The sequence below is a fragment of the Armatimonadota bacterium genome, from assembly GCA_017993055.1.
Taxonomy (GTDB): Bacteria; Armatimonadota; UBA5829; order DTJY01; family DTJY01; genus JAGONM01.
Map to the genome: position 1 here is coordinate 1 of JAGONM010000029.1, position 14,529 is coordinate 14,529.

The 14,529-nt window shown below is 61.4% G+C and carries 13 protein-coding genes; all 13 read left to right on the top strand.

The annotated features are described in order from the left end of the window. The first annotated feature begins 244 nt into the window (after positions 1-244). The 13 genes from rplU to KBC96_11255 all read left to right on the top strand — a co-directional run bounded on the left by rplU (position 245) and on the right by KBC96_11255 (position 14,259). Positions 245-562 carry a 50S ribosomal protein L21 gene (gene rplU / locus KBC96_11195; GenBank protein ID MBP6964960.1) on the top strand — a complete coding sequence of 106 codons (318 nt, stop codon included), beginning with the start codon at positions 245-247 and terminating at the stop codon, positions 560-562. A gap of 84 nt (positions 563-646) precedes the next feature. Beyond that, positions 647-901, top strand: a complete 255-nt coding sequence (gene rpmA, locus KBC96_11200) for a 50S ribosomal protein L27 (protein ID MBP6964961.1) — start codon at positions 647-649, stop codon at positions 899-901. Positions 902-997: 96 nt separating this feature from the next. Then, positions 998-2,299, top strand: coding sequence for a GTPase ObgE (gene obgE, locus KBC96_11205; protein ID MBP6964962.1), 1,302 nt, complete (start codon positions 998-1,000; stop codon positions 2,297-2,299). 52 nt (positions 2,300-2,351) lie between these two features. Next, entirely contained in the window at positions 2,352-3,464 is a 1,113-nt protein-coding gene (proB, locus tag KBC96_11210; GenBank protein MBP6964963.1) for a glutamate 5-kinase, read from the top strand. Further along, positions 3,461-4,075, top strand: coding sequence for a nicotinate-nucleotide adenylyltransferase (gene nadD, locus KBC96_11215; protein ID MBP6964964.1), 615 nt, complete (start codon positions 3,461-3,463; stop codon positions 4,073-4,075). Before proB ends, nadD begins: the two co-directional genes overlap by 4 nt. Positions 4,076-4,113: 38 nt before the next feature. Beyond that, positions 4,114-5,298 (top strand): LCP family protein, encoded by a 1,185-nt coding sequence (locus tag KBC96_11220; protein ID MBP6964965.1) that lies wholly within the window; start codon positions 4,114-4,116, stop codon positions 5,296-5,298. 33 nt (positions 5,299-5,331) lie between these two features. Beyond that, positions 5,332-5,706 (top strand): ribosome silencing factor, encoded by a 375-nt coding sequence (gene rsfS / locus KBC96_11225; protein ID MBP6964966.1) that lies wholly within the window; start codon positions 5,332-5,334, stop codon positions 5,704-5,706. Beyond that, positions 5,707-6,369, top strand: coding sequence for a hypothetical protein (locus KBC96_11230; GenBank protein MBP6964967.1), 663 nt, complete (start codon positions 5,707-5,709; stop codon positions 6,367-6,369). A 54-nt stretch (positions 6,370-6,423) separates the two neighbouring features. Continuing rightward, positions 6,424-8,121 (top strand): glycoside hydrolase family 99-like domain-containing protein, encoded by a 1,698-nt coding sequence (locus KBC96_11235; protein MBP6964968.1) that lies wholly within the window; start codon positions 6,424-6,426, stop codon positions 8,119-8,121. Between the two features lie 68 nt (positions 8,122-8,189). Continuing rightward, positions 8,190-8,684 (top strand): ferritin family protein, encoded by a 495-nt coding sequence (locus KBC96_11240; GenBank protein MBP6964969.1) that lies wholly within the window; start codon positions 8,190-8,192, stop codon positions 8,682-8,684. 105 nt (positions 8,685-8,789) lie between these two features. Then, the gene (locus KBC96_11245) at positions 8,790-11,234 is read left to right on the top strand and encodes a family 78 glycoside hydrolase catalytic domain (protein ID MBP6964970.1); all 2,445 of its coding nucleotides are present in this window, start codon (positions 8,790-8,792) and stop codon (positions 11,232-11,234) included. A 68-nt stretch (positions 11,235-11,302) separates the two neighbouring features. After that, positions 11,303-12,331 (top strand): amidohydrolase family protein, encoded by a 1,029-nt coding sequence (locus KBC96_11250; protein MBP6964971.1) that lies wholly within the window; start codon positions 11,303-11,305, stop codon positions 12,329-12,331. An 11-nt stretch (positions 12,332-12,342) separates the two neighbouring features. Beyond that, a complete protein-coding gene (locus KBC96_11255) occupies positions 12,343-14,259 on the top strand; it encodes a hypothetical protein (protein ID MBP6964972.1) in 1,917 nt (638 codons plus the stop codon). The last annotated feature ends 270 nt before the right edge of the window (positions 14,260-14,529 follow it).

Below are 14,529 nucleotides of genomic sequence, written 5' to 3' on the forward strand. Positions count from 1 at the left end.
CCATTTGTCGTAAACTAGGCATGCGGGATAGGGACCTCCTTGGTCGGTTTGTCGGTCAACAATACCCATACCAGAGAGCGTCCTTCTCCCGCAACCCCAAGTGTCACATATGTATGGTAAACCCAGAAACCTGACTGCTCAAGCTGTTGACAAAGCGCGTGGACTGTGATAACATACAACGTCATTTTGCGAATGCGGAAGGACTCAGCGTCGGGATACCGGCGGTATGAAAGGAATCTCGTTCATGTATGCTATCGTAAAAACCGGCGGAAAGCAGTACGCTGTTCGCGAGAAGGATCTTCTCGAAGTCGAGAAGCTCGAAGTGGCGGCGGGCGAGAACGTTACGCTCGAAAGCGTGCTATTCGTCAGCGGTGACAAGGGATCGACGATTGGCACCCCTGTCGTCACGGGCGCGAAGGTCACCGCCAAGGTTGTCCGGCACGGCCTGGGCAAGAAGATCGTGGGCTTCAAGTACAAGGCGAAGAAGAACGTCCGGCGCAGGTACGGGCATCGCCAGCCGCACACCACTCTTCAGATCGAGAAGATAGAATACGCGGGCTGACCGCCCGGGTACCGCGCCTTGCCGGTGGGAATCGCCGGGGCATCGGATGGGCGTCGCGGCAGTTTGCTTTGGAGGTGAATCAGATTGGCACATAAGAAAGGCGTAGGCAGTTCGCGAAACGGGCGCGACAGCAACCCGCAGAGGCTTGGAGTGAAGGAGTTCGCCGGACAGCAGGTCAAGGCCGGCAGTATCCTCGTGAGGCAGCGGGGCACCCCGCTCCATCCCGGCAAGAACGTCGGCAAGGGGAGCGACGACACGCTGTTCGCGCTCATCGCCGGCACCGTGAAGTTTGAGGGCAAGAAGGTCCGGAAGGTCAGCGTATACCCGGCTGCCGAGTGACTGGAGGTCAGCCGTCTCGGGGCTCGATTGTCCATTGCGATGATCGAGCCCTTCGTGTTTCTGGTGATGCGCAGCCCGGCAGGGCACATACGACAGATGTTCGTTGACGAAGTCACGGTCAGCCTGAGATCCGGTTCCGGGGGGAACGGCGTCATAGCGTTCCGGCGGGAGAAGTTCGTCCCGCGCGGAGGGCCCTCCGGAGGCGATGGTGGGAAGGGGGGCGATGTCGTGCTTCTCCCCGATGGGCGGCTGACGACGCTCGTGGACCTGCGGTACAAGCGCGAGTACAAGGCCGGGAGAGGCGGCGACGGCGGCCCGAACAACATGACCGGGCGAAACGGGGAAGACCTCGTGCTCAAGCTGCCCGTCGGCACGCAGGTCTACGACACCGATACCGACGCTCTAATCGCCGATCTCATGGCGGAGGGGGAGGCGTTTGTGATCGCGAGGGGCGGTCGCGGCGGTCGCGGCAACCAACATTTCGCAACTTCTACGCAACAGGCTCCCAGGATCGCCGAGAACGGCGAGCCTGGCGAGGAACTCCACGTGCGGCTCGAACTTAAGCTCCTCGCAGATGTTGGGCTGATCGGTTTTCCCAACGTTGGAAAGTCCACGCTGATTGCCCAGGTATCATCGGCGCGCCCCAGGATTGCGGACTATCCCTTCACCACGCTCGTGCCGAACCTTGGGGTCGTGCGGGTGGATGAGGAGCGCTCGTACGTGATGGCGGACATCCCCGGGCTGATCGAGGGCGCTCACGCCGGCGCCGGACTCGGCGATCGCTTCCTGCGTCATATAGAGCGCACGCGCCTGCTGCTCCACATCATTGACGTCTCCGGCTGCACCGGCCGCGACCCGTCGGAGGACTTCGACGCCATCAACCGCGAACTTGCGCTCTACAGCCCCGTTCTCGCCGATCTGCCACAAGTCGTCGCCTTGAACAAGTTGGACGTGCCGGGTGCGAGGAAGATCGCGGGTCCGCTGGCCCGCTCACTTGAGTCGCGAGGCATGAGGGTCTTCGAGGTCTCCGCCGCAACCGGACAGGGCGTCAAGCCGGTCGTCTACCATCTTATGGAACGATTGGCAGAGATGGAACGGGGAGTTCCCGTAGCGTCGGAGTCTGATCAGGTCGTCAGGATCGCCCCCCGGCGGCAGGACGAATCGCGGTTTGAGGCCGAGAGAGTCGGCGAGCGCGAGTTCGTCGTGCGGGGCAAAGGGATCGTGCGCATGGTGGCGATGTCGAATCTCGACAGTGACGAAGCCGTGAGGCGCCTCCACCGCAAGCTGGTTCGCCTTGGTGTGATCAAGCGGCTGGAGGAACTCGGAGCCGCGCGCGGAGATACGGTCAGGATAGGGGAAATCGAGTTTGACTACGCCTCTGAAAATGAGGTAGAATGAAGCAGTTCCAGGCTGCTGAGCGATAGGCGGCCCACCGTCTCCAGTCTACCCTATGACCAGACGAGTCAAGCGCGTAGTCGTAAAGGTCGGATCGAGCACCCTGACGGACGGCAGTGGCTGTCTCGATCGCGCGTACATCGCCACACTCGTATCGCAGATCGCCGAGCTAAAGTCGCGAGGTTGTGAGGTCGTGCTTGTCACTTCCGGCTCGATTCGCGCCGGGATGGAGCGAATGGAGTTGACGGTCCGACCGCGCACCATTCCAGAGCAGCAGGCGGCGGCGGCTATCGGGCAGGGCCTCCTGATGGCAATGTACGCAGACCTGTTCAACGCCCACGGGCTGACTGTCGGGCAGGTGTTGCTGACGAAAGAGGACCTGGGTCACCGCAAGAGATTCCTCAATGCCCGCAACACGATGCTCACTCTTCTACGCCGCGGCGCAGTCCCCATCGTCAATGAGAATGACACCGTGGCGGTTGACGAGATCAGGGTCGGGGACAACGATAACCTCGCAGCTCTCGTGGCCTCTTCTCTTCAGGCAGGTACACTCATCATCCTGTCTGACGTTCCCGGCCTCTGCGACTCCGATCCCGGCAAATGCGAGGACGCGAAGGTCATCCCCGTCGTGGAGCGTATCAACCCTGCCATCTACGAGATGGCTGGCGGCACGCACGGCATCAGCGGGACCGGCGGCATGAGGACCAAGATCGAGGCCGCCGAGGTCGCAGTGAACTCAGGCGTGACGATGCACATCGCCGATGGAAGACGGCCGGCGGTCCTCGCGGACATACTCGCCGGCAAGCAGGTCGGCACTAAGTTCCTTCCCGTCGCTGGTCGCCTTCGGAGCCGCAAACGCTGGATCGCATTTGGCGCGGCGTGTCGTGGAAGCATTACCGTGAACGACGGCGCGAGGGAGAAGATCCTTGACGGCGGAAAGAGCTTGCTCGCCGCAGGGATCACCGGTCTCCAGGGAAGCTTCACAGGCGGCGATCTGGTGCGTGTCTTGGACGTGCGCGGAAACCAATTCGCCCGCGGACTCGTCAACTACAGTGCGGATGAGATCGAGAAGATCAAAGGGAAACGCAGTTCGGACATTGAGGCGATCCTCGGATACAAGGATTTCGACGAAGTCATTCACCGGGACAATCTGGTACTCGGAGTATGAGCGACGGGGGTCGGATCGGAGTCATGGGTGGGACGTTCGATCCGCCGCACATGGCGCACATCGCCGCGGCGGAAGAGGCGCGGCTGCGGTTCGGCCTCGATCGGGTGATCTTCATGCCCGCAGGTCAGCCTCCTCACAAGGCGGGCAGAGCGGTCTCCGATGCGGAGCACCGGTATCAGATGACGCGGCTCGGAATAGCAGGCTATACGCAGTTCGAGGTGTCGAGGATGGAGATCGACCGCCCGGGGCCTTCGTACACGGTGGATACTTTACGGGCGCTCAGGGAGGAGCTTGGGCCCGAGGCGGAGATATATTTCATAGCGGGAGCCGACGAGATACTGGACATCGAGAACTGGCATGAAGCGGAGGCGCTGCCGGAACTAGCCCGGTTCGTCGCGCTCCCGAGGCAGGGATTCGATCTTGGTGAGCTGGAGAGTAAGTTGCCCGCGAAGTTCCTTGCGAGTATTGACATGCCTCCGATGCGCGAGATGCACGTCTCAGCGACCGATGTTCGTCAAAGAGTCGCCGAGGGGCGTCCGATAGGCCATCTCGTACCCGCGGGTGTGGAAGAATACATAAGGAGAAACGGTCTCTACCTGCAACCCCTATGATGAGACGCATATTACACGTACTGCAAGATCAGCGAGGGATGGGCCGCATCGGCACGGTCATCATGGTATTGATCAGCTTGATTGCGGCGGGCGCCGTCGGGTCGTTCCTCGGGTTCTATCTCTCCAGGGGCAGCATGAACTTCAACGTGAGCGAGATCTTCGACCGGCCGTTTGACGGAGCGCCTGTCGTCAGGATACTCGTTCTGGGGGAAGACAACACGGGTGTAAAGCAGGGTCGCGGACTCTCGGACACCATCATCCTCGCCTCCATTGACTTCAACGCCAACCGCGTTGCGGCGATCTCGATACCGAGGGATACGCGCGTGGATCTCGATGGTGGAGGCAGGTACGGCAAAATCAACGCCGGGTATGTAAGCGGTGGTCCTGCGGCGACTTGCCTTCTCGTCTCGGAACTGACGGGTGTCCGCCCCGACTACTACATTGTAACGAATATAGAAGGCTTCAAGGGCACGGTGGATGCCTTAGGTGGCGTCGAGATAGACGTTGATAAGAACATGCGCTACACGGACCGGCGCGGTGGGTTATACATCAACCTCAAGAAGGGCCTTCAGGTCTTGGACGGCGACAAGGCGATGCAGTACGTCCGCTTCCGCCATGATACGATGGGAGATATCACCCGCATACAGCGACAGCAGAAGTTCCTCAAGGCTCTTGCATCAAAAGCGGTCGAGCCGGCGAACCTGCCGAGGCTCCCCGGCATGATGGACGCCGTCCTGAAGAACGTACGCACGGACATGAGTCCGAAGGATATTATGCACCTCGCCAGGTTCGCCTCGAAGCTCGACCTCTCCGCCGTGGAGATGGCGACTCTTCCCGGTGTTCCGGATACGATTAGCGGGCTGAGCTATTGGGTTGCCGACAGGGCAGACACGGCGCGAGTCGTCCAGAACCTCTTCTATCCGCCGAACGGAGAGCTGCCGACGGTGGAGGTTCTGAACGGCAGTGGCGTGAGCGGGGCGGCCGCCAGGGTTGCCGAAATGTTGAGAGAGAAGGGCTACGCGGTCGAGTCTGTCGGTAATGCCGAGAGCTTCGATTACGTCTCCAGCGAGATCATTCGGCACAACGGGAGCGAGGACGGCGCGCGCGAACTCGCGGCACTGCTGAACTCGCAGACCATAAAACTTAAGCCGGATGAGACGGCTCCGGCGGACGTGACCGTTATCGTCGGACGCGACTACGTGGCTCTGGCTTCCGGGACGTAGACGACGGCTCGGCACCGATACGAAAGGAACCGCATGACATCGGAAGACAAGGCCTCGCTTATTCTTGAGGCAATGGACGAAAAGAAGGCCGTTGCACCCGTCCGACTAGACGTTCGCGAGCGTACGATCATGACAGAGTACCTGATCATCGCGAGCGGCAACTCCAACATACATATCCGTACGATCGCCGACGCCGTCATCGAGAAACTACGAGACAATGGTGCAAAGAAGAAGCGCCTCGAGGGGTATGAACACGCGACCTGGGTCCTTCTCGACTATGGTGATGTCATCGTCCACGTTTTCGCCCCGGAGGAGAGGGATTTCTATCGGCTCGAGGCATACTGGTCAGGCGCCGAGAAAGGCAGTCCTCCACCCATGTCGCCTGATGAGTCGCAGGGGGTCTCGTAGATGGGCAAGGATCAGCAGCTTGACCGCGAGCGTGAGTTGGAGCGCCTGCTCGGACAGGCCAACCTCCACCGGCTGAGAGGCCAGGTTCTGGAAGCCGAGGATACGTGCCGCAAAGCCCTGGAGATCGCGCGGGAGGATGTCGTCTTCAGGGAGATGCTTGCGGACATCCTTCACGAATCAGGCAAGCTCGACGCCGCCCTTGCGGAGTACCGCACGGGCCTCCAGTACGCTCCGGGTAGGGACTCCCTCGAAAAGAAGTTTGCAAAGGTTACCCTGGAGATAGCGGACCGCGAGCGGGAGAAGGCACTCGCCCGCGACATGCTTCTCAACCCCCATGAGTACGCGCCAAAGGAGAGGAGCCCGAGCATCGCGTTCTTCAGTGCGCTCATACCCGGGCTGGGCCAGTTCTATAACGGCGAGATCGTGAAATCGTCGGTCATATTTGGAAGCTTTCTCCTGTTCGTCACGACCTACGCTCTCCTTCAGCGCTATCCGTCGGGTATCAGCAACCTGAACAACCTGCTCTACTACACGAACCCGCTCGTTCTCATCACCGGCCTGATCTTCATCGTCGCCTACGTATACAGCGTCATAGACGCCCTCGTCGTCGCCGGCAAGACAATCCGTAAGCCTGAACCGAAACAGACGGAACCGCCTGTGTGACGACAGCTGCGGTGCCGGGCTCAATCGCTTCGCGCTATCCACGGAGGATACGCTATGCACAGATCGTTGACAATCGCCATGCTGCTTCTCGCGATGATGATAGTCGCTCGTGCGTCTGGCGCGGGTGCAAAGCCCCTGGTCGGAGTATACTACTTCCCGGGATGGTACCGCGCCGCCCAGAATCCAGCCGGTGAGTCGAGCGAATGGCGAACGGCGATCATGAAGGCCGCCGTCCCGCGTGCGTCGTGCGGATTCTACAACGACGCCGATCCGCGATTGTGGAGTTACTACATTCCTTGGATGACGACTCATGGCCTGGACTTTATCGCATTCGACTGGTACTACAACGCCGGGCAGGAGTTCCTCTACGAATCTCTGGATCGGGGCTTTCTCCAATCGAAGCAGGCGAACGATGTCAGGTTCTGCGTCCACTGGTGCAACCACGGTGGCTCCTGGTGGCTCAGGCCGCTCGATCAGTCTAAGCGCGCCGTACTCGAAATGACCGATCTTCTCTGCTCGAGGTACTTCCATCGGCCAAACTACCTGAGGGTAGACGGACGTCCGGTCTTCATGATCTACGATATCGGACAGCTGATGAGCTTTGGCGGGGAGGATGCGCTGCGTGAGTCGCTCAAGGCGATGCGGGCGCGGGCACAGGAGAAGGGCGCAGGTGATCTCTACCTCGTGGCGGTCTATTCGGGGAGTTCCCCGGCGTACATAGCCATGCTCAAGTCGCTCGGCTTCGATGCCTTCTGTGCGTATACCTATTGCTGGATGCGCCCTCCAAGCATCGCCTGGGACACACAGGCAGTCCCGTACCCCGAACTTGCGGCACTCATGGCGGAATGTCACTACCCGACCCTCGCGCGTAGCGGCGCGAAGGTGGGACTTCCCTACTGGCCGACAACGTTCTCCGGCTGGGATGATCGTCCACGCGCGGGAGTGGAGCGTGCGTTCATTAACACGGACAACAATCCGGCGGATTTCGCCAAAATGCTCAAGGGAGCGATGAAGAACACGAACCCCGAATCGCCGGTTGTGCTTGTCGAGGCATGGAACGAGTGGGGCGAGGGCGCATGCGTCGAGCCGTCGAAGGAGTTCGGCTTCGGGTTTCTCGAGGCAATTGCCGAGGTTGTGGGAAAGAAGTCGCCGGACAAGCGGCTTCCGACGGCGGAGGAGATCGTGTCGTGGAGCGTGCTTACTCCGGACGAATTGAAGATCGCGCAGGAGAACGAATCGAAGCCGTGGCCGAGTAAGACCCCCAAGTTGAACCCGCCGGGAAAGAGCTTCGAAGTACCGGACGTGAGAATGCCCTGTGTGCTCGATCTGGCCGAGGGCGGGGTTTCGACGGAGGAGATATCACTCGCCGACATGTCGATGGAGAAACGGGACTCGGCAGGCTCATGGTTCGTGACGACTGGCGGGGATCCGCAGATCGTGCTTCCGGAGCTGAAGGTTGCGATGCGGCAGATCCGGCGCATTGTGGTGGAGGGCAGGCTGCTCGGAGGTGCCCCGGAGGGCGTCGGCGGTCGAGAGATGGAGGTCTTCTGGGCGACGGGGCTGCTGCCTGCGTTCACGCAGTTTGCCTCGGCGGCGGCGGCGTGGCCTTCGGACGGCAGCCCGACGATTGACGTGTCCGAGGTAGTCTGCTGGGAGAAGATGGGGACGCCGCTCTTGCGCCTGCGCATTGACCCATGCTCGTCGGTGGGGGTGAGGATTCTCGTTCGGCGCGTAGTGTTGATGGGGGAGTGAGGCTCTTTGCCTTCCCATCCTCTCCGTGGTATACTCTGGCGTAGAACCCACAAACAAGTGAGGCTGACATGTCCAACCAGTTCAGCGCAGACGAAATCCTTGAGATCGCGCAGCGGGTGGAAGAGAACGGCATCAAGTTCTACTCCGCGGCGGCCGATTGCATCGAGAATCCCCAGCACAAGCAACTCCTTACCGACCTCGCGGCTTGGGAGGTTTCGCACGCGGAGCTCTTCGCGAAGATGCGCGACGGGCTGAATCGTGAGGAGAAAGAGCCTACGGTGTTCGATCCGGACAACGAGGTAGGACTGTACTTGAAGGCGATGGCTGATCGTGCCATATTCACCTCGAGGATGAAGCCGCAGGAGATGCTCTGCGAGAATCCGACGTACAAGCGCATCCTCGAAGTTGCGCTCGACAGAGAGAAGGACGCGGTCGTCTTCTATGCGGGAATACGGGATATGGTGCCCGAGCGCCTGGGACGGCACAGGATTGACGAGATCATGATGGAAGAAGTGCATCACGTCGCCCTGATAGAGAAGCAGCTTCGTATGCTCGGCGACTGATACTTCCGCGCCACGTCTTGTCATTCTGAGCGGAGCGAGGAATCTGATCCTTGGATTCCTCGTGTCGCAAGACGTGATGGATCAGCGCTCTCCGAGGAGATTTCTGTGATAACCGCCGATACCGCCTGGATCTGGGATTCCAGTCCTCAGCAACCGGTCAACAGCTACATGTACGTCCGCAGGGTCGTGGACTTGCCCGCCGAGCCGACGGAGGTGATCGTCTACGTCTCCGCCGACAGTCGGTACAAGCTCTACGTCAACGGCAGGCTCGTCGGGCGCGGACCGGTGCGCTCCGACCCGCGTTGGCAGCAGTACGACACCTACGACCTGGCGAAGAGCCTCCACAAGGGCAAGAACTCGATCGCGGCGCTCGTCCACCACTACGGGATCAACACGTTCACCTACCACCTCGGGCGCGGCGGATTCCTCTTCGACGGCAAGGTTTCCTACGCCGGCAACAAGAGCCTCAGTATCGTCTCCGACGACTTCTGGCGGGTGAGGCGTGCCGATGCCTGGGAGAGCGATATCCCGCGCATCTCGATCCAGCAGGAGTTCTACGAGGTCTTCGACGCGAACAAGGCGCCTCAGGGTTGGACCGAGGTCGGCTTCGACGACTCGAAGTGGGAGCGTGCGACCGTCATCAGAGGGCCTCTGCCGTGGAGCAACCTGACCGAGCGAACGATCCCGTTCCTTTATGAGAAGGAGATCCATCCCGTCGGCGTCGTCGAGGTCGGTGTCGCCGATCCCTCGGGCGTCGATGTGCCGAAGAACCACGTCGCGCCGCTGATGTCGCGCGAGAAGAAGACGCCTTCCGACAGGATGGCATCGAACACGTCGGCGCTTTTCTTGAGGCCGAATGTGGAGGATATCTTCAAGGCCCAGCCGATTGCCCCGCGCGGGATGAAGGAATCGGAGGCGCGGAAGAAGTGGCAGGCCCTGAACGAGGGCAGGGGGCTATGCACCGTCTACCCGCTCTCGCCCGAGGAACGGGCTGCGGGGAAAGCCGTCTACCTCGTCCTCGACTTCGGCTGGGAGGTCGCCGGAATGCCTCGGATCAAGATCTCGACAAAGGGCACGGGTATGATCGACCTCGGATACGGGGAGCTCCTCACCAACGGCAAGGTCGATCCCAATCGGCACGGCGTCAACTACGCCGACCGGTACGTTATCAAGCCGGGCCGCCAGGAATGGGAGGTCTTCGACCGCCGTGGGTTTCGGTACATGCAGATGGACTTCCGGGACATCACCGAGCCGGTGACCGTCGAGTCCGTGAGTGTCAACTTCAGCACCTATCCCGTCCGATGGAACGGCGAGTTCCGGTGCTCCGACAAGCGGCTGAACGACATCTGGCGAATCGGAGCATATACCGTCCAGCTCAACATGGAGGACGCCTACACCGACTGCCCGTGGAGGGAGCGCACTCAGTGGTGGGGCGACGCGCGGCTCGAGGCGATGAGCAACTACCACGCGTTCGGCGACTACAAGCTCATCCGCCAGGGGATTGTTCAGATCGGCCAGTCGCAAGGCGATGACGGCCAGACCGCCTGCTTCTATCCCGGCGTCTTCGATCAGTATATCCCCTCCTTCAGCCTGATCTGGGTCGGCTCGATCTGGGACTACTACACCTACTCGGGCGACGCTGAGCTCGTGCGGGAAATGTACCCGAAGGTCGAGAAGCTGATCGGCTTCTTCGAGAAGTTCAGGGACAGGAACGGCCTGATCTCGAACGTCCCCGGCTGGATGTTCATCGAGTGGACGCAGACCGAGTACGAGGGTGCGGTCTCCGTGCTGAACTGCTTCTACTACGAGACGCTCACTCATGCGTCGAACATGGCGCGTGTCGCGGGGGATTCCGGGGGCATCGAGAAGTACTCCGCAATGGCATCCGCGCTCCAGACGGCGATCAACACTCGGCTCTACGATCCGGCCAGAGGCGCGTACCCCGAGTACTGGTCAGAGGAGAAGCAGGCGTTCTCGCCGAAGACGAGCCAGATGCCAAACGCGCTCGTGGCGGCGTACGACATCGCGCCCATGGACCGACGGATGGAGATCCTGCGGTACTGCATGGACCCGTCCAAAGAGGTCGTCCCGGCGGGCTCGTATTTCGCATACTACTGGCTCCAGGCCCTTCTGCGGCACGGAATGGTGCAGGAGTCGCTGGACTACATGCGTAAGAACTGGGGCGTGATGCTCGATTGGGGCGCGACGACCTTCTGGGAGCAGTGGAACACGAACAACTCGCTGTGCCACGGATGGGCCTCCGCGCCGACGGCCTATCTGCCGGCGTACATCCTCGGTGTCCGACCCGCAGAGCCGGGGTTCAAACATGTGACGATTGCCCCGAACACCGCCGACCTCAGGTGGGCTAGGGGGATCGTTCCGACTCCGCTCGGCGATATCAAGGCCGAGTGGAAGATCATTGGCGACGAGTTCATCATGACCTTCACGATCCCGGAGGACATGACCGCCGATCTCACGCTCCCCGGCCAACCGCAGATCACCATTACGGAAGCAGGCAGGCACACGTTCAGAGTCCCGCGTGTCCTATAGGTCTCATGTGTCCCATTCGCATCATCGACAGCCATGTCCACCTTCGCCATGTCAGCGAGCGCGCCGCTATGGAGCGCATCCGGGCCGCGGTCGGCGTCGAGCGGATGAACGTCGTTTGCATCTACAGCCGCGAAGTGATCAACCACAATCCCTCCGGCTATGCCACGAAGGTGGAGTACCCCGGCAACTTCTACGTCTTCGGTGGGCTCGATCACTCGTCCTACTGGAGCGATGGCAAGATCAGAGCGCCGTCCCTTGTCGAGCAGGTAGAGCGCCTGGTTGCGATCGGCTGCGACGGCATTAAGATGCTCGAGAACAAGCCGACCCACCGCCGGATGGTGGACGTCCCCATTGACGGCCCGTACTTCGCGGAGTACTTCGAACACGTGGAGGCGCTCGGCGTCCCGATTATCTGGCACGTCAACGACCCTGAGGAGTTCTGGTATCCAGAGTTGACTCCCGGCTGGGCGAAGTCCAGGGACTGGGGCTACGACCAGACGTGGATACCCAAGGAGCAACTCTACACCGAAGTCGGGAACGTCCTCGAGCGCCACCCGGACCTGAACATTGTGTTCGCGCACTTCTACTTCCTTTCCGCCGATCTCCCACGCGCGGCCCGGCTGCTTGATCGTTACCCGAACGTGAAGCTCGACGTGTGCCCGGGCATCGAGATGTTCTACAACATGTCCATGGACGTGGATGCCGCCTGCGAGTTCTTCATGCGCTACCAGGACCGCCTGATCCTTGGGACCGACATATCGAGCAACCATACCGACGACGAGGCTCGCAAGCGGCTGGGGATCATCACCCGCTGGCTTTCGACGTCCGATGAGTACCGCGTGCCGGAGGGCGCCGACTTCGTGCTCGGCCCGCCGGAGGATGGCATCATGCGTGGGATCGCCCTCACACCGGAGGTGTTGGCGAAGATCTACCGCCTGAACTTCGAGTCGCTCGTCGGCCCGACGCCCAGACCGATCGATCGGCACCTCGCATACGACGAGTGCATGCGCCTCGCCCGCGAGGCATCGATCCTCAATGACGTTCCGATCGAATCAACGCAGGCGTACGCCGCCGCCCAGGCGCTGACAAACGCATAGGAGTATGATCTTTGAACACTACCGCGCTTATCGCTCTTGCCGCACTCTGCCTGGCCGCAACAGCCTCCGCGGAGATCGTGCACCTCGGCCAGCCGTGCCAGGCCCGCAACGTGCTCGCGGGACGCGTGGTCATTGACCGCGCATCGGGCCGCGACATGCTCGTTCTCAGCAACATGAACGAGAATGCGGGGGCCGAGCTGATATTCATCGACCCCGAGAAGGACTTTGCCAAAGTCTTCACCGCCCCCGCCGGAGCCGGTTCGTGGGCGCTCAATGAGGTCTCGGGCGATCGGCTGGTGGTTGGGACGTTCTACGACGGGCGTTTCATGGTGTTTGACCTCAGGAAGATGGAGTTCACGCAGGTCTCCGAGTTCCCTGGTGAGAGCTACATCTGGAACCTTGCGATCGGGAGCGACGGGCGCGTCTACGGAGGCACCTACGGCGGCGGCAAGCTCGGCGCGCTCGATCTCAACGCCTACTCGGTCGAGGATCTCGGCAACCCTGCTCCTCCCAACATGTATCTGCGGTACGTCACCGCGCTCCCGGATGGGCGCATCCTCTGCAGCTTCGGCCAGGAGAAGAACACGACGATGATCTTCGACCCGGCGAAGAAGGACTTCATCCCCGTGCCGAAGAGCATCAAAGGGGTGCTGAACGGTGTGTCGTGGCATGGATACTTCCTCGCGGGAGGAAAGGCGTACAAGGGCAAGACGCTCTACGAGGTCCCCGCGCCGTTCCCGACTCCGCCCGCCGAGAAGGGCGCGTGGAGCGTCGATAGCTACGCCAGCAACGACGACATGCTCGTGCTCTACCAGGGTAACCGTCGCTATACCTATAGGTTTGGCGAGAAGGATCTGCGCTTCATCGCCGATATCAATCTGCGCGGAGGCCGGGTGCTCGCATACGATCGGGAGGGCAACCTGCTCGGCGTGCGTGGCCAGGACTACTTCGTCATGAAACCCGGCGACACGAAGCTGAACCTCCGGCGCATTCCCGGGGAGTCCGCGCCGCGACAGACGCATTTCCTCCGGGCGGACGAGAAGGGCCGCCTGTGGGGCGGGCCGACCTTTGGCCAGACGCTCTGGTTCATGGATCCCGCCACGAAGAAGGTGACGAATACCAGCACGATCTGCGACGGCGGCGGGGAGGTCTACGACGTCGCCTTCCACGGCGGGGAGACCTTCGCGGTCGCCTACGCCGGTGGTGACATCGTCCGTTACAACGCCGACAAGCCGTGGAATCAGTGGGACAACGAGAACCCGCGCGTCATAGCGCATCTCGGCAGCAAAGGGTACATCCGCCCGATCGGCGGCACGGTCTTCGGCCCCGATGGGAAGCTCTACACCGGCTGGATGGCGCAATACGGCAGGTACGGCGGCGCCATTTCCATCACCGACCCCGCCAGGGACAAGACCGACCTGATCGAGAACCCGCTCGGCGAGCAGGCGATGGCCGGCATCGCCGTCGACTCGAAGTACATCTACGCCGGCACGTCGCTCGCCGGGAACGGTCTGCCGAACAAGAAGGGCGAATCCGCCGGGTTCTGCGTCATTGACGTTGCGACGCGTGAGATCGTCTACAAAGAAGTCTATGAAGGCGCGACGTCGGTACGACCACTGGGGTGCAGCGACAAGCTCGGTCGTGCGGCGGTGACCGGATCGGGAAAGGTGCGCATCTTCGACTCGGCGAGCCCTAAGTGGGTCGAAGGCATCCCCTCCGACATTCCGGTGCATACCTGCAACTCGATCGCGTCCACTCCAGACGCCCGGCTCATCTACGGCAGCGAGAACTCAATCATCGCCCTCGATCTTGCGACCGGCGGGCACGAGCACCTGGCCGACGCGCCAGCCAGGGTGGAGAACGTCGCCCTCGGCCCGGACGGCACGGTCTACTTCTCGTGCGGCGTTGACGTCTACGCTGTGAAGTAGCGCGGTGGAGCCGCAAGCGCGTCCAGAAGTCGGGGCATCCCGAAAAGAAGTCGGGGCATCCCGAAAAGAAATCGGGGCATCCCGAAAAGAAATCGGGGCGTCCCGAAAGGAAATCGGGGCGTCCCGAAAAGAAGTCGGGGCATCCCGAAAAGAAATCGGGGCGTCCCGAAAAGAAGTCGGGGCATCCCGAAAAGAAATCGGGGCTTCCCGAAAAGGAATCGGGGCTTCCCGACGAGCCGTTGGGACGCTCAACGCGGCATCGAGTAACAG